This is a genomic window from Myxosarcina sp. GI1(2024), assembly GCF_053543375.1.
Genome location: NZ_JBKGTY010000004.1, coordinates 1 through 16890 on the forward strand (window position 1 = coordinate 1; position 16890 = coordinate 16890).

At 43.9% G+C, this 16890-nt stretch carries 10 protein-coding genes, 2 tRNA genes and 3 rRNA genes; 8 read left to right on the forward strand and 7 right to left on the reverse strand.

Annotated elements, in window-relative coordinates:
- Positions 1–73 precede the first annotated feature (73 nt).
- Complete coding sequence (locus ACLFKQ_RS17480) at positions 74–751, reverse strand: hypothetical protein (protein WP_449001065.1); 678 nt, start codon at positions 749–751, stop codon at positions 74–76.
- Positions 752–1065: 314 nt separating this feature from the next.
- On the opposite strand from ACLFKQ_RS17480, the gene ACLFKQ_RS17485 reads away from it, so the two are divergent.
- Positions 1066–2013, forward strand: a complete 948-nt coding sequence (locus ACLFKQ_RS17485; RefSeq protein WP_449001066.1) for a WD40 repeat domain-containing protein — start codon at positions 1066–1068, stop codon at positions 2011–2013.
- A 14-nt stretch (positions 2014–2027) separates the two neighbouring features.
- On the opposite strand, the gene ACLFKQ_RS17490 is transcribed toward ACLFKQ_RS17485, so the two are convergent.
- Positions 2028–2837: a glucose 1-dehydrogenase gene (locus tag ACLFKQ_RS17490; protein WP_449001067.1), complete on the reverse strand. Its 810-nt coding sequence runs from the start codon at positions 2835–2837 to the stop codon at positions 2028–2030.
- A gap of 86 nt (positions 2838–2923) precedes the next feature.
- On the reverse strand, positions 2924–3709 hold the full coding sequence (locus ACLFKQ_RS17495; RefSeq protein ID WP_449001068.1) for a tryptophan-rich sensory protein: 786 nt from the start codon (positions 3707–3709) through the stop codon (positions 2924–2926).
- A 141-nt stretch (positions 3710–3850) separates the two neighbouring features.
- Here ACLFKQ_RS17495 and cobU point away from each other — a divergent pair, with 141 nt between their 5' ends.
- Complete coding sequence (gene cobU / locus ACLFKQ_RS17500) at positions 3851–4396, forward strand: bifunctional adenosylcobinamide kinase/adenosylcobinamide-phosphate guanylyltransferase (protein ID WP_449001069.1); 546 nt, start codon at positions 3851–3853, stop codon at positions 4394–4396.
- Positions 4397–4418: 22 nt separating this feature from the next.
- Here the strand turns inward: cobU and ACLFKQ_RS17505 are convergent, their stop codons facing one another.
- Together ACLFKQ_RS17505 and glyQ are read right to left on the reverse strand one after the other, a co-directional pair.
- Positions 4419–4904, reverse strand: a complete 486-nt coding sequence (locus tag ACLFKQ_RS17505) for a DUF4079 domain-containing protein (protein ID WP_449001070.1) — start codon at positions 4902–4904, stop codon at positions 4419–4421.
- An 80-nt stretch (positions 4905–4984) separates the two neighbouring features.
- Positions 4985–5881 carry a glycine--tRNA ligase subunit alpha gene (glyQ, locus tag ACLFKQ_RS17510; protein WP_449001071.1) on the reverse strand — a complete coding sequence of 299 codons (897 nt, stop codon included), beginning with the start codon at positions 5879–5881 and terminating at the stop codon, positions 4985–4987.
- 297 nt (positions 5882–6178) lie between these two features.
- Between glyQ and ACLFKQ_RS17515 the strand changes: the two genes are divergently transcribed.
- The 6 genes from ACLFKQ_RS17515 (at position 6179) to ACLFKQ_RS17540 (ending at position 14079) form a co-directional block, all read left to right on the forward strand.
- A 16S ribosomal RNA gene (locus ACLFKQ_RS17515) occupies positions 6179–7669 on the forward strand.
- 128 nt (positions 7670–7797) lie between these two features.
- Positions 7798–7874: transfer RNA gene (locus tag ACLFKQ_RS17520), tRNA-Ile, on the forward strand.
- Between the two features lie 48 nt (positions 7875–7922).
- Positions 7923–7998: transfer RNA gene (locus ACLFKQ_RS17525), tRNA-Ala, on the forward strand.
- A 212-nt stretch (positions 7999–8210) separates the two neighbouring features.
- A 23S ribosomal RNA gene (locus tag ACLFKQ_RS17530) occupies positions 8211–11014 on the forward strand.
- A gap of 94 nt (positions 11015–11108) precedes the next feature.
- Positions 11109–11225 (forward strand): 5S ribosomal RNA (gene rrf, locus ACLFKQ_RS17535).
- The 16S, 23S and 5S rRNA genes sit together here with 2 tRNA genes alongside, the layout of an rRNA operon.
- Positions 11226–11349: 124 nt before the next feature.
- Complete coding sequence (locus tag ACLFKQ_RS17540) at positions 11350–14079, forward strand: UPF0182 family membrane protein (protein WP_449001072.1); 2730 nt, start codon at positions 11350–11352, stop codon at positions 14077–14079.
- A 76-nt stretch (positions 14080–14155) separates the two neighbouring features.
- Here the strand turns inward: ACLFKQ_RS17540 and ACLFKQ_RS17545 are convergent, their stop codons facing one another.
- Positions 14156–14977, reverse strand: coding sequence for an alpha/beta fold hydrolase (locus tag ACLFKQ_RS17545; protein ID WP_449001073.1), 822 nt, complete (start codon positions 14975–14977; stop codon positions 14156–14158).
- 8 nt (positions 14978–14985) lie between these two features.
- Positions 14986–15969 carry an ABC transporter ATP-binding protein gene (locus ACLFKQ_RS17550; protein ID WP_449001074.1) on the reverse strand — a complete coding sequence of 328 codons (984 nt, stop codon included), beginning with the start codon at positions 15967–15969 and terminating at the stop codon, positions 14986–14988.
- Between the last annotated feature and the right edge of the window lie 921 nt (positions 15970–16890).

Sequence of the window (16890 nt, forward strand, 5' to 3'; positions counted from 1 at the left end):
ATTCAACCGTTTGAGAGATCTTGCTATTTATGCTGCTTGATTGGATAAAGTCGAGGTAAAACGTACTTTATTATTAATTAGAAGCTATGGGACGAGAACCGTCTACTTCTATTGTATCCTTAACGGTAAATTCGTTCGACATAATTGGACGTTCGCCATCTTCATTAAAAGTATCCACAACCTCAACATTACTTCGATCTACGGGTCGAGAACCATCTATTTCTAAGATCTTTTCAGAATTTAAGGGTTGAGAAGTAATTGGACGTTCGCCATCTAGATCTAAAGTTGCTTCGATCGCCCGATTATTTGACATAATTGGACGTTTGCCATCTTCATTAAAAGTATCTACAACTTCAACGTTGCTTTCGTCTACAGGACGAGAACCGTTTATTTTCAAAGTCTTTTCAGTATTTGAGCTTCCTGAAGCAACAGCACTTTCTTCGTCTATATTTAGTACGGTTTCCAGGTCGCGATTGCCTGCAACGCTGAGGTTTTGACCCATGGACTCTTTAACTTCGTTTATTTGGCGAGCGGAAGCTAATTCATTATCTGTATTTGAAGCAGCTACCAGATCGAGATTACTTGCTGCTACTGGACGTTCTCCATCTTCATAAAAAGTATTGTTAACTGCGATCTCTCCTTGGTCTATTGGACGAGAACCATCGACATCTAAAGTTTGGTAGTTATCGTTAGTTTCCAAATTTGATTTATTAGACTCGCTTTTGTATTCTGGCTGGGTTTTATTATTCATGAGATTGTATATGGCTAAGTTGCTTCAATCTTAATTAATATTTTTATATTTAATTTATCATTTACTGCTATCTGCCAAATCTTGCTGAAGAGCGAATTAAAATTTGTAACCATGCCACAGGTTTAGTTAGAGAATATCAGAAAAGTTGTTTTTTACGGCGGCTTAACTTCTTGGTTTTGTTCCCAAACCTCTAGTCACCCATTCCATTGCCTGAGCTATCACCTAAATTCACTTCAGGTGCTTGAAAGCACAGATTGTTATTTATCGAGATTTTATGGGAATTATCTTCTTATGAGTTTTTAGTAAATTTAAATATGGCTACTAGCAGATTGGTATTTAGCTCTGAAATAAAAGGGCATTCTGACAAAATTAACTCTCTATGCTTTAGTTACGACAGCAAGTTTTTGGCTAGTGCTAGCAAAGATAAAACTATAAAATTTTGGTCTTCTGAGCCTAAAAAAATTGATAATAAGGTGATTTTTAAATCGGATTTTGCTAATTCAATTGCTTTTTGTAGAGATAATAAAAAACTGATTAGCGGAGAAAGCGACAGTAGCATTAAATTATGGTCTTTAGAAAACAAAAAATTAATTCGTATTTTAAAAGGACATCAAAAAGCAGTTAATTCTGTAACAGTTCATCCTAGCGGCAAACTTTTTGCTAGTGCAAGTGATGACAAAACAGTCAAACTTTGGTCTTGGAAAACAGAACACCCAATTTGTACTTTAACAGGACATAAAGATAATGTGGTTGCAGTCGTGTTTAGTCCTAAAGGAAATGTGTTAGCTAGTAGCGGTGATATCAATGACAAAACAGTTAAATTATGGTTCTTGACTGAAAACCAGAACATTACTTTGAAAGGACACTCTGATTGGTTTGGTGGAGTTTATTCAATAGCTTTTAGTCCCGATGGCAAGTTAATTGCTAGCGGCAGTAAAGATAAAACTATAAAAATTTGGGAAGTTTACACGGGAAAAGAATTAATCACCCTTGAAGGACATAGCGATGATGTTACCTCGGTTGTTATTAGTTCAGACAATAAAATATTGGCTAGTGGTAGTAAAGACAAAACTCTAAAATTGTGGACATTGGCTACGGGCAAATTAATTTCTACCGTAACTCACCATGAAAAAATACGAGCAGTTGCATTTAGTCCCAATAGCAAAATAATAGCTACAGGATGTAGCAAAGGAAATATTAAACTGTTTAAACCACAATCAAAATTATCTGATTCTCTTCAAGAACTTTTAGATAATGTATAAATTCTTGTCAACTTTTACTCGCCTGCTGACCAAGGTTTGAGAAAATCGGCATAGAGAGTCAAGCCACCGTCTACAAATAGGGTTTGTCCTGTAATATATGAAGCTTCATCAGAAGCCAAAAAAGCGGTGATAGCTGCCATTTCTTGAGTGTTACCCACTCTACCTAGGGGAATGTGGCTATTAATTTCTTGTTTTTTCTGAGGATCGTTAGCCCAGTCATTGATGGGAGTTTCTGTTGCCCCTGGCGCGATCGCATTAACTCTAATTCCTTGAGGTGCGTATTCTAAAGCTAGAGTTTTGGTCATATTTTCCATCCCCCCCTTACTAATTGAGTAGCTAAGGTATTGAGGGCGAGGAATGATTTCGTGGACGCTGGAAACGTTAATAATAATACCGCCGTTACCTCGGTCTAAAAAATGTTTTATTGCTTCTCTAGCACAAAGAAAACTTCCTCGAAGATTGACGGCGATTACTTTATCGAAATCCTCTGTCGCTAGCTGATGAGAATCGGCAGCAATTTGAATGCCGGCATTATTCACCAAAATGTCCAGACTGCCAAATTTGCCAATTACCTCATCGCACATTCTAATAACTTCTTTTTCTTGGGAAACGTCTCCTTCTACTGCTATTTCTTTGCCACCGCAGCCTCTAACTTGAGAACACATTTCCTCAATCAGCTTTTCAGTACCTTCAGTTTTTTCTGGATCTTGGCGATAGTTAATGGCAACATTAGCTCCCTCAACCGCAAAACGGGCAGCGATCGCCTTACCAATTCCCGAAGTCGCACCCGTAACTAAGACGTTTTTTCCTTGTAAACCTTTCATCGTGTGGAAGCTATTATTTTGTCAATCTAACTAAATTAATTTAATTAAAGCCAAGTAGTTCTAGAAATCTTGCTGAAGTTATAAATTTAAGCTTTAGAACTGCGCAACCATCTAATAACCAAAGCTAACACTACAACAATCGCACTACCAATTCCCACAATCGCGATCGCATTATTGTTCCAGTTACGAACGGCGATCGCCACTGCTGCCCAGACAAACACCCCGGCATAGGCGAAATTGGTTCTGGAAATAGTTGCCGCTACCGTGATTAAAGCTGCAATTAATACCATAATAATCGTCCAAACTACGGGGCTGAGTCCCCAGCCATTCCAATCCCAAGTCTTGAGAACCGTAGCACTGTTAACGATAGTAGCAACGCTAATCCAGGCGAGATAAATACTCAAAGGATAATAGATAAACCACTTTTGTCGTGGCGTAAACGAGCGATCGTATCTTAATAAACGCCAGTACGCGCCGATTAAGGGCAATAAAATTGCCAGCATCAATACTAAAGACCAGGTAAACTGACGATATAAAAAGCAAAATACCCAAATAATTTGTGCGGCTGAGGCGATCGCCACTGAATAGCCAATTTTTTGTAGTAAAGGATCGTACTTTTGGGAAGGCAATGCCTGATTGATAGCAAAGCTAATCAAACCAAGGTAAATTAAACCCCAAATTGCAAAAGCATAGTTAGCAGGGGTAATTAAAATATTGCCAAAAAGTTCGTTTGAAATTTCACCTATAGTTAATCCCTTGGGAGGATTGATGTTTGCCCAGACATTAGTGCCAAAAGCTGCAATGATAAATATTAAATTGACTATCTGTCGCAGCATTGGTTTTTGATTTTTAGTTTGAGGGCGAGCTTCCATAAACAATTTGCGATCTTTATTTTAATTCTGCCACGAGCTAGGTTCTGTTCACATTTCACTAAAGTCAGATAAGAAAAACAGTAAAATAAACTAAAGCTAAATATTTTCTACACAAAACCTAATAATTGCTCAGATCGAGAAATGAACGGGCAAATAGTTTTAGTTACCGGTGCAGCGCGTTCGGGAAAAAGTGAATGGTCGGAAAAATTAGCAGCTAAAACAAATAAATTGGTTGTTTACGCCGCTACCTCAATTAGCGATCCTGGCGACAAAGAATGGCAAGCCAGAATTCTCAAACACCAACAAAGAAGACCAGATAATTGGCGAACTTTCTCAGTTCCATACGAACTAGCTTCTACCATAGATCGGGCTTCAGAGTCCGAATGTTTGCTAATTGACTCCTTAGGAACTTGGGTAGCTAATTTACTAGAATTGGAGTCAGATTCTTGGACTGAAGCTACTACGGGCTTAATAACAAGTTTGAAAACAGCTAAGACGGAAATAATTTTAGTTGGGGAAGAAACTGGATGGGGAGTAGTACCTGCTTATAAATCGGGTAGACTATTTCGCGATCGCCTGGGATATTTAATCCGACAAATCGGTAATATTGCTAATACGGTATATTTGGTTACTGGTGGTCACGCTCTCAATCTCAGCATGTTAGGAACGCCTATCGACCGAGACTAGATTTTCTAATTAATTCGATCCGTTATATTGAAAGACCGAGCTTTAATCCTAAAATTGCATGAAGAAACATAATACATAAAGCAATGCTGCCGACATAGGCGTGAACGGTTCTTGAAATCTTTTTATCGCCAACAAAACCGCTAGCAGCAATTAAAGCATTAATAGTGAGCAAAACAATTACTGTCGAACCAGTCCAAAAATGAGGACTTTCCAAAATGGGTTTTCGCTGCATCACTAGAGATAAAATGCCGCCAGTATAACCTGCAACTAAGAAAAAATACATTAACGATGGTAGTTTACGATGCTCGGCTTTATTATGAAGCGCTTCTTCTCGATTTACTCCGGCTAAAACTCTGCCGCGCCAGCCAGCTAAACCAACAAAACTACCCATTACAAACACAACGAGCGCCATCATCACGGGATGTCCCCAATGCACTACAGGTTCTGGCGTTCCTAAACTCCGAAACCAAGCTGCGATCGGTTCTAAAGTTTTAGTTAAATCATTCATAGTTGGTGCGCTTAATTAAACTGAATAATTATAATCTGATAAATTATTAAGGAGCTACTTAGCTTCTAACTCAGTTAATTTCACCCAGCTACTGAGTTTTTGACTTCTTTCATTAGAGGAAAACCCAAACTCTCTCGTTGTTCGATATATAAACGAGCTACTTGTCTGGCTAAGTGGCGAATTCGGGCGATATAACGAGTCCTTTCGGTAACGGCAATGACTCCTCTAGCATCTAATAAATTAAAGGTGTGAGAACATTTCAGCACGTAATCCAGACTAGGCATAACTAATCCGCGCTCGATAAGTTGTTTGGCTTCTCGTTCGTAGAGATTAAACAGCTCAAACAACAAATCGGGATCGGAAGCTTCAAAATTATAGGTACACTGTTCTATTTCTGCCTGTAAAAATATCTCTTCATAATTCAAGCGATCGTTCCAACGAATTTTGTTAATTGCATCGATATTTTGAAGATACATCGCCAATCGTTCCAAACCATAGGTAATTTCTATCGAAACGGGATTACAGTCAATCCCTCCACACTGTTGAAAATAGGTAAACTGAGTAATTTCCATCCCATCTAACCAAACTTCCCATCCTGCTCCCCACGCTCCTACGGCAGCATCCTCCCAATTGTCTTCTACAAAACGAATATCATGGTCTTCAGGATGAATACCGAGTGCTTGTAAAGATTCAAGATAAATCTCTTGGATATTACTAGGAGAAGGTTTAATTAGAACTTGATACTGATAATAGTGTTGAAAGCGATTGGGATTTTCGCCGTATCTGCCATCGGTCGGTCTACGACAAGGTTCGATGTATGCCACAGACCAAGGCTCAGGACCTAATGCTCTAAGAAAAGTATTAGGATTTTTCGTGCCCGCTCCCTTTTCGGTATCGTAAGGCTGGGCAATGGAACATCGGCGATCGCTCCAAAACAGATTTAAGCAGGCAATGATTTCTTGAAAAGAGATGGACATGATTAATCTCGTGGGTTTTCATATTCTTCAAAATATACCGAAAAATCAACTCGAACATCTTGATAGATCGGGAGAATCAGCTTGGGAGAAAAAAACCGAAAAAAGAAGTTGACAAAAAAAAATAGAGTGGGTATATTGGTAAATGCGCGGTTGAGAGAGGAAGTTCTCAACGTCGCCCCGAACCAAGACAAACCAATAGTTTGACGATAAAACACCAAGTCAAAAGTTGCTTGAAATCAACATATAAAACCAAAAAAAACAAGAGCTAAACGATGAACTGAGTTCATGGTGAAGTTTACCATGGAGAGTTTGATCCTGGCTCAGGATGAACGCTGGCGGTATGCCTAACACATGCAAGTCGAACGAACTCGCAAGAGAGAGTGGCGGACGGGTGAGTAACGCGTGAGAATCTGCCTTCAGGATGGGGATAACAGTTGGAAACGACTGCTAATACCCAATATGCCCTAAGGGGTGAAAGAAATTCGCCTGAAGAGGAGCTCGCGTCCGATTAGTTAGTTGGTGGGGTAAGAGCCTACCAAGGCGGCGATCGGTAGCTGGTCTGAGAGGATGAGCAGCCACACTGGGACTGAGACACGGCCCAGACTCCTACGGGAGGCAGCAGTGGGGAATTTTCCGCAATGGGCGCAAGCCTGACGGAGCAATACCGCGTGAGGGAGGAAGGCTTTTGGGTTGTAAACCTCTTTTCTCAAGGAAGAAGACAGTGACGGTACTTGAGGAATCAGCATCGGCTAACTCCGTGCCAGCAGCCGCGGTAATACGGAGGATGCAAGCGTTATCCGGAATCATTGGGCGTAAAGCGTCCGCAGGTGGCCTGTCAAGTCTGCTGTCAAAGACTAGAGCTCAACTCTGGAAAGGCAGTGGAAACTGGGAGGCTAGAGTACGGTAGGGGTAGAGGGAATTCCCAGTGTAGCGGTGAAATGCGTAGATATTGGGAAGAACACCAGTGGCGAAGGCGCTCTACTGGGCCGTAACTGACACTCAGGGACGAAAGCTAGGGTAGCGAAAGGGATTAGATACCCCTGTAGTCTTAGCTGTAAACGATGGATACTAGGCGTTGCTTGTATCGACCCGAGCAGTGCCGTAGCCAACGCGTTAAGTATCCCGCCTGGGGAGTACGCACGCAAGTGTGAAACTCAAAGGAATTGACGGGGGCCCGCACAAGCGGTGGAGTATGTGGTTTAATTCGATGCAACGCGAAGAACCTTACCAGGGCTTGACATGTCCGGAACTGGGGTGAAAACCCCAGGTGCCTTCGGGAGCCGGAACACAGGTGGTGCATGGCTGTCGTCAGCTCGTGTCGTGAGATGTTGGGTTAAGTCCCGCAACGAGCGCAACCCTCATCCTTAGTTGCCAGCATTAAGTTGGGCACTTTAGGGAGACTGCCGGTGACAAACCGGAGGAAGGTGGGGATGACGTCAAGTCAGCATGCCCCTTACGCCCTGGGCTACACACGTACTACAATGGTTGGGACAAAGGGCAGCCAACTCGCAAGAGTGAGCGAATCTCATCAAACCCAGCCTCAGTTCAGATTGCAGGCTGCAACTCGCCTGCATGAAGGAGGAATCGCTAGTAATCGCAGGTCAGCATACTGCGGTGAATTCGTTCCCGGGCCTTGTACACACCGCCCGTCACACCATGGAAGTCGGCCACGCCCGAAGTCGTTACCCTAACCTTTCGAGGAGGGGGATGCCGAAGGCAGGGCTGGTGACTGGGGTGAAGTCGTAACAAGGTAGCCGTACCGGAAGGTGTGGCTGGATCACCTCCTTATTAGGGAGACCGTGGGAAAAGCAGCGAAAAAAAGACAGCTGCAAAACACCACAATCCCAAGGTCATCAAGCAAGTGAAGACAAGGAGTAGAATCGTCAAACTAGAAGGGGTTCGGCAAAATAAAGAACGGGCTATTAGCTCAGGTGGTTAGAGCGCACCCCTGATAAGGGTGAGGTCCCTGGTTCAAGTCCAGGATGGCCCACCATGGATAAGTTCGAAATTCAGAGTAAGAAACTCGGAGTGAAACGAGCGAGGGGGTATAGCTCAGTTGGTAGAGCGCCTGCTTTGCAAGCAGGATGTCAGCGGTTCAAGTCCGCTTACCTCCACCACAAGCCGAAAGCGAAGAGTGCCCGAACAGAGGAACAACAACTAGCATCATCTCAGCGAAAAGATTAGCAGCGAGAGAATGCTGGGGGTTAAACTCAGTACAGAACCTTGAAAACTGCATAAATCAAAACCAAGTTAAACACTAATACTAATTAGGTAACAATCAGTAACGAAAAGTCCAGGTAATTGATAATTACCAAGTCAGACCGAGAGAGGTCAAGCTACGAAGGGCTAACGGTGGATACCTAGGTACACAGAGGCGAAGAAGGACGTGGCGACCGACGAAACACTCCGAGGAGCTGGAAGCAAGCAATGAGCCGGAGGTCTCCGAATGGGGCAACCCCAAAGAACGGTCTACCGAATCTATAAGTAGACGCGAGCCAACCCAGCGAACTGAAACATCTTAGTAGCTGGAGGAAGAGAAAGCAAAATGCGATTCCCTAAGTAGCGGCGAGCGAAACGGGAAAAGCCTAAACCAACAATCAAGGTTGTTGGGGTAGTGGGACAGCCATCAAGGAAGGAACAAGCTAGACGAAGCAGCTGAAAACTGCACCAGAGAAGGTGAAAGTCCTGTAGTCGAAAGCAGAAGCCACCAGGCTGAATCCCGAGTAGCACGGAGCTCGTGGAATTCCGTGTGAATCAGCCTCGACCACGAGGTAAGGCTAAATACTACTGTGTAACCGATAGCGCAACAGTACCGCGAGGGAAAGGTGAAAAGAACCCCGGCGAGGGGAGTGAAACAGAACATGAAACCGTTAGCCTACAAGCAATGGGAGGACGATTGAACGTCTGACCGTGTGCCTGTTGAAGAATGAGCCGGCGACTTACAGGTGGTGGCAGGTTAAGGAGTTAAATCCGAAGCCAAAGTGAAAGCGAGCCTGAACAGGGCGAGAGTCACCAGTTGTAGACCCGAACCTGGGTGATCTAACCATGTCCAGGATGAAGCTTGGGTAAAGCCAAGTGGAAGTCCGAACCGACCGGCGTTGAAAAGCCGGCGGATGAGGTGTGGTTAGGGGTGAAATGCCAATCGAACCCAGAGCTAGCTGGTTCTCCTCGAAATGCGTTTAGGCGCAGCGGTTGTGAAAGAAGCGAGGGGGTAAAGCACTGTTTCGCTGCGGGCTGCGAGAGCGGTACCAAAGTGAGGCAAACTCAGAATACTTCGTGGAATGCAACCAGTGAGACGGTGGGGGATAAGCTTCATCGTCGAAAGGGAAACAGCCCAGACCACCAGCTAAGGTCCCCAAATGGAAGCTAAGTGATTAAGGAGGTGGGAGTGCACAGACAACCAGGAGGTTTGCCTAGAAGCAGCAATCCTTGAAAGAGTGCGTAATAGCTCACTGGTCAAGCGCTCCTGCGCCGAAAATGAACGGGGCTAAGCATCCTGCCGAAGCTGTGGACTAGATTTTCTAGTGGTAGAGGAGCGTTCTGTATTGGGAGAAGCACTAGCGGCAAGCAGGTGTGGACGATACAGAAGTGAGAATGTCGGCTTAAGTAGCGAAAATATATGTGAGAATCATATACCCCGAAAGCCCAAGGGTTTCTCCGGAAGGCTCGTCCGCGGAGAGTTAGTCGGGACCTAAGGCGAGGCCGAAAGGCGTAGTCGATGGACACAGGGTGAATATTCCCAGACTCGAACCAGGGAGTCTGAGTGGGGACGCACGAGTCATAGCTAGAGCCCGAATGGATGGTGCTTTAGTAAAAGCAAGTGCCAAGAAAAGCCATTCAGACGTTGAAGTGGTTCGACCCGTACCCGAAACCGACACAGGTGGGCAAGTTGAGAATACTAAGGGGCGCGAGATAACTCTCTCTAAGGAACTCGGCAAAATGACCCCGTAACTTTGGGAGAAGGGGTGCCACCGAGAGGTGGTCGCAGTGAAGAGGCCCAGGCGACTGTTTACCAAAAACACAGGTCTCTGCCAACTCGTAAGAGGATGTATAGGGGCTGACGCCTGCCCAGTGCCGGAAGGTTAAGGAAGTTGGTTAGGGTTCGCCCAAAGCTAGCAACCGAAGCCCCGGTGAACGGCGGCCGTAACTATAACGGTCCTAAGGTAGCGAAATTCCTTGTCGGGTAAGTTCCGACCCGCACGAAAGGCGTAACGATCTGGGCACTGTCTCGGAGAGAGACTCGGCGAAATAGGAACGTCCGTGAAGATACGGACTACCTGCACCTGGACAGAAAGACCCTATGAAGCTTTACTGTAGCCTGGAATTGGGTTCGGGCTTCGCTTGCGCAGGATAGGTGGGAGGCGAAGAACTATCCCTCGTGGGGGATAGGGAGCCAACGGTGAGATACCACTCTAGCGAGGCTAGAATTCTAACTTCAACCCGTAAGCCGGGAGAAGAACAGTTTCAGGTGGGCAGTTTGACTGGGGCGGTCGCCTCCAAAAAGGTAACGGAGGCGCACAAAGGTTCCCTCAGGCTGGATGGAAATCAGCCATAGAGTGTAAAGGCACAAGGGAGCTTGACTGCGAGAGAGACAACTCAAGCAGGGTGGAAACACGGTCTTAGTGATCCGACGGTGCTGCGTGGAAAGGCCGTCGCTCAACGGATAAAAGTTACTCTAGGGATAACAGGCTGATCTCCCCCAAGAGTTCACATCGACGGGGAGGTTTGGCACCTCGATGTCGGCTCATCGCAACCTGGGGCTGAAGTAGGTCCCAAGGGTTGGGCTGTTCGCCCATTAAAGCGGTACGTGAGCTGGGTTCAGAACGTCGTGAGACAGTTCGGTCCATATCCGGTGCAGGCGCAAGAGCATTGAGAGGAGTCTTCCTTAGTACGAGAGGACCGGGAAGAACGCACCGCTGGTGTACCAGTTATCGTGCCAACGGTAGACGCTGGGTAGCCAAGTGCGGAGAGGATAACCGCTGAAAGCATCTAAGTGGGAAGCCCACCTCAAGATGAGTGCTCTCATGGAGTAATCCAGTAAGGTCACGGGCAGAACACCCGTTAATAGGCGCTAGGTGGAAGAGCAGTAATGTTTGTAGCCGAGGCGTGCTAACAGACCGAGGGCTTGACCTCATCAAAGAAAATTGAAGCTGATTGTCGACTGGAAGAGTGTGAGGCGAGTGAGATTTATGCAGTCTTGAGGGTCAATGGAGACCACCAGCACTTTCCTGGTGCTTTAAGCACAGTGGCACCACTTCGAACCATCCCGAACTCGACAGTGAAACGCTGTAGCGGCGAAGATACTTGGAGGGTAGCCTCCTGGAAAAATAGCTCAGTGCCAGGTTAATTATTTTAATCATTCACCCCAGTTACCTCGAATCGGAACTGGGGTTTTGCTTTACGTTACAATTTAGTTACCGAGATTAATTTTTAGCCTTAGTTTCTCAATCTTCTAAGCTTTTAAAATAATGCAACTTTCAAAAAAAATAACGATCGCAATCTTTTTTGTCGCGATCGTAGGTTTGACCTTTGCCTCTACTTTAGTTCATCTGCTAACAGAACTATGGTGGTTTGAAGCGGTAGAGTATGCCGGAGTTTTTTGGAAGCGAATTAGTTGGCAAGTTATTATTTGGGTGGTAACTCTAACAGCTTTTGCATTGTTTCTTTGGTGGAATTATTGGTTGGCATTACGCTTAACTCAAGATCGTGCTTTTCGTTTCTTAGAAGCTAGCCAACTAGAACCATACACCAAAAAAATTGCTAACTACACGGCTTTAGTCTTAATTTTTCTGTGCTCTTTTGCAGTTGCCAATGCTAGTGCCGGAGCCTGGGAAACTATTCTAAAGTATTTTAATGCTACAGATTTCAATCGTAGCGAGCCAATTTTTGGGAAAGATCTTGGCTTTTATTTATTTCGCCTTCCGCTTTACGATAATGTTGAGGATTGGTTTTTAACTCTATTAATCGCTGGATTAGTATTAGCTGTATTAGTATACCTCTTTAAAGGTACGATTCAGTTTAATTGGCAGTGGAAAAGTTTTGTAGTCGAGCGTCGGTGGCAAAGATTACTTACTAAGCCAATAAAAATTCATCTTAGTTTGTTACTTGCTGCGATCGCCCTTAATATTGCCGTCGATTTCTGGTTGGAACGCTACGAGTTATTATATTCTTTCGATGGAGTTGTTTGGGGTGCAGGCTACACCGATACTCATGCTAGGCTATTTGCCTATTGGGTAATGACTTTCGGCTCGATCTTACTGGGTATATTTTTTATTGCTGCCCTGTGGTCGAGAAAAGTCTTACTGCCAGCATATGGAATTATTGCTTATCTTGTGGTTTTAATTGTTGTCAGTGGACTTTATCCCGAATTTCAACAGCGATTGGTAGTCGAACCCAATGAACTAGCTAAAGAGTTACCTTATATCAAACATAATATTACTTATACGCGAGAAGCATATAACTTAGACCGCATCGAAGAAAATGACTACCGAGTTTCTAATATTGCAGATGCTATAGAACCTGAAAATCGAGCTACTATTGATAACATTCGTCTCTGGGATTATCGACCATTATTAAGCACTTATCGTCAACTTCAGGAGATTCGTTTATACTACAAGTTTAAAGACGTAGATGTCGATCGCTACACCATAGATGGCAACTATCGTCAGGTCATGCTTTCTCCCAGAGAATTCGATTACTCACAAGTCCCTCAAACAGCACGTACCTGGGTTAACCAGCGTCTCAAATACACTCACGGTTATGGGTTGGTAATGAATCCCGTCAATCGAGTCACTGCTGATGGTTTGCCAGTTTTTTGGATTAAAAATATTCCCCCCGTGTCGGAAATAGATTTGGAAATAGCAGAACCAGCAATCTATTACGGAGAAGAAACCTCAGACTATATTTTTACAGGGATGAGTACTCCAGAGTTCGATTACCCACGGGGCGATGAAAACGCTTTTACTAAATATGATGGTATTGGCGGCGTACCTATTCCCAGTTTATTACGCAAATTAGCTTATGCTTACGACCTTGGCAGCTTGAAAATTTTAATTTCTCAATACTTTACTCCTGACTCCCGCATTCACTATTATCGCCAGGTTAGAGAAAGAGTCAGTCACGTCGCCCCTTTCTTGCAATTCGATAACGATCCTTATATAGCGATTATTAATGGTAGATTGCAGTGGATTATCGATGCTTACACTACGAGCGATCGCTATCCTTATTCCGAACCCGTCGCCTATGAAAATGAAACAGAATTATTAGAAAACGAAGCTATCAACTATATTCGTAATTCAGTTAAAGTAGTAGTCGATGCCAAAGACGGCACGATGCAGTTTTATGCGATCGACGAAAGCGACCCCATTCTCACAACCTATCGCAAAATCTTCCCCGATCTATTTAAAGCTTCAGATACTATTCCCCCAGAGGTTAAAGCCCATTTTCGCTATCCCTTGGATTTATTTAAAATCCAGGCAAAAATGTATTTAACCTACCATATGAGCGATCCGCAAGTATTTTACAATCGCGAAGATTTATGGCGTTTTGCTACCGAACTGTATGAGGACGAACAGCAACCCAGCGAACCCTATTACTTAATAATGCGTTTGCCTGGAGAACCACAAGAAGAGTTTGCCTTGATTTTGCCTTTTACTCCCGTCAACAAAGACAACATGATCGCTTGGATGGCGGCACGTTCGGATGGCGAAAATTACGGTAATTTATTGCTATATGAATTTTCCAAACAAGAACTAGTTTACGGACCGTTTCAAATTGAAGCCAGAATCGACCAAAATCCGGAAATTGCAGAGCAGTTAACCCTATGGAGTCAACAAGGATCGAGAGTAATTCGCGGCGATTTACTGGTAATTCCTATCGACGGTTCTTTACTGTATGTCGAACCCATTTACTTGCGCGCCGAACAGGGAGAACTCCCCGAACTCAAACGAGTTATCGTCGCTTATGACAAAGATGTAGTAATGACTCCGACTTTAGAACAGTCACTCGCTGCGGTGTTTGGCGACTCATCAACAACAGCATCGCAAGCATCAACATCTACCGATCTAGACCCTAATTTAACGCGCTCGGCTTTAGATACCTATCAGAAAGCCCAAGAAGCACTACGTCAAGGAAATTGGGGAGAATACGGACGCTATCAGCAACAGTTGGAAGAGATTTTAAGACAGTTAGATCGATAAAAGATGATGGTGGGATCTAACTTATCGAGTAATTTAATTTTTTATGGTGATTTATTGGTTGCTAGATTACAAGCTATTATAAGTTTGTCACTACCTCTGGATTAGATTTCAACCATTGTTGGATATCCGACAGCACTAACTGCGGCATTTCCCAAGGAAAGAGGTGAGCGGTTCGAGGATAGCTTTTCCACTGACAATGCTTTAGATTTCGCGCGGTTTCGCGACTAGAATCAACGGTAATGTGGCGATCGCTTTCTCCTGCTAAGACCAAACAAGGAACTTCTATTTTTTCTAAATCTTCCAAGCGATTGTAACCTTGACTTATAGCCTGATTTAAAGCCCTGCTTGCCGCCGCTGAAGTCTGTAAGTACGCAGGTACTCCTTGTCTGGCAAGATAACAATATGCTGCTGGCGTTTGCTCGACCACTAAGTAACGAAACAGCGAGCGCTTGCCAAAAGTATCGATATTCCACTGCCACCCTGGAACCAGATAGTTAACTATTCCTCCCACTCCAGTGAACAGTAAATCTTGCCAGTTAACGGCAGGATGACTGCTGCAAGGACGGGCTGCTGAAGCAATTAAAATTAGTCCGCTAAAGCGTTCTGGAGATGCTAAGGCTAACTCTAAAGCCAAAATTCCTCCTAAAGACCAGCCCAACAACAAACAGCGATTAATTTTATCTCGGTCTAATAAAGCTTGAAGATCGCTTAAATGATCTGCCATGTTAAAATTGCCTCGAACGCGGCTTCTACCATAGCCCCGCAAATCAGGAGCAATAGTCCGATATTGGCGAGCCAGGTAGTTGGTAAATACAGACATACTAGCGGCAGAACCAGGATGTCCGTGTAAACAAAGAATGGGATAACCTCTGCCTTTAATTTCGACCTTCAAATTCATACTCTCGTTCAAGATACCGTTCCCGCACTAAACAGACGACCGACAACCTCTTCTATAGGTGGATCGCCGACGCTTAAATCCTGTATCGGTAATTGTGAAAGCAGACGAGAAATAGTAGCAGTCAAATCTTCTCTTGGGACTAAAAATCTTACCTGCTGTCCATCGCTCGCTTCTACCTTTCCATATTTAGCTAATTCGCTCTTTGAGATGGGATGAGCGAGTTCTACTCTGACTTCACGACAAGGAGCAAAACGATCCAACAGTCCAGCTAAACTACCATCATAAATTAGTCGTCCTTGATGAATTAACAACACGCGATCGCACAAGGCGGTAATATCTGCCATATAGTGACTGGTAAGCAAAATAGTTGCCTGATACCGTCGATTGTATTCTTGTAAAAATTCTCTTACTGCGACTTGAGCATTAACATCCAAACCGAGAGTAGGCTCGTCTAAAAACAACACTTGAGGATGATGCAAAAGAGCGGCGAGCAACTCCGCTTTCATTCTTTCTCCTAAAGATAGTTTGCGCACTGGTTGAATTAATTTGCTTTCAATGTCGAGCATCTGTGCTAATTCTCTTAGCCGCTGTTTGAAGACTTTATCGGAGAGATTATAAACCGCAGCATTAATTTTAAGTGAATCGAGAGCGGGTAAATCCCAAAGTAGCTGTTGTTTTTGTCCCATCACCAGACTAGTCTTATGTAAAAACTGGGGTTGACGACGAAAGGGAATGTAACCAGCTACCCTAACTTTACCCTCAGAAGGATGAATCAATCCAGTTAACATTTTCAGGGTAGTAGTTTTACCCGCGCCATTAGCACCCAGAAAACCTACTACCTCTCCTGGCTCGATATAAAAGGAAACATTTTGTACTGCCACGATCTCGCGATAGGTTCGGCGAAAGAAATGAGTTAGAGTTCCTTTAATTCCCGGTTGTTTGACCGCAACTGGATAAATTTTGCTAAGATTTTCGACTGCAATAATAGACACGGAGTTACTTAGAGAAAAAATCGACAGTTAAATTAGTTTGCTGTTTGTCGATCGCTGTTTATAGTTTACAAGTTTTAACAAGGAAACTGTCAGTTCTTACTTCAACACGAACAAGTCTGTTTAGATGTACATTCAATAATTAACTAAAGTTTAACCGAACCATGCGATCGCGCTACTTACAGTCAAAGAAAAAAAGCAGCAGCAAAGAAATTAGGCGTATCAATTCGCTCTATAGAAAGCTAAACAATTCTGGGGGTTGGAGGATTTTATGAATATATCTCCCAAACCGCCATAACTAATGCCGTGAATCTAGCCTTCTTCACGATCAATCTCTCCGGTCAGCTCTTACGTGACTTTCGAGGAGCTCGCCATCCACAGTTTAGTATCTTGGACTTGAAGGCTTGCTATAGAGCCTTCAAATATGTTGACGAGGTCATTAAATTACTTCGGCAACAACCAGAGCCTATTTTAATCTCTTGCATCAAGAATCAGGTGGCTAACCTCGGAGCGATTCACTCGGTTCCTGTTACTTAATATTTCACCTGAATCAACTCCAAAAATAGTAAAAATTATTCTCTGCTGCTAAAAATCTCTTGACAGGGGGTATGTTCTCTGGTCTTTTTTTGGCGAAGGATTGTCCCGTAGTTGGGATTAAGTGGTTAGCGACTATTGGCTTATTAGATCGCTTAGATAAAATTGTAATGTTTCAGTCCCGTAGTTGGGATTAAGTGGTTAGCGACAGCGCCGCCTTAAAACTAGAGTGCGTATAGCTTCTACAGCTAAAATTGTCGAAGCTCCAAATTTTGACCCGAAAACCTCTCTCATAATACAAAAGTTACAAAAGCTCAATGGCTAAAAGTATTGAATTATCTTGGTTCTGGGTTTTTGTCGAACCTCGCGGGGATTACGCCCATGCTTGGG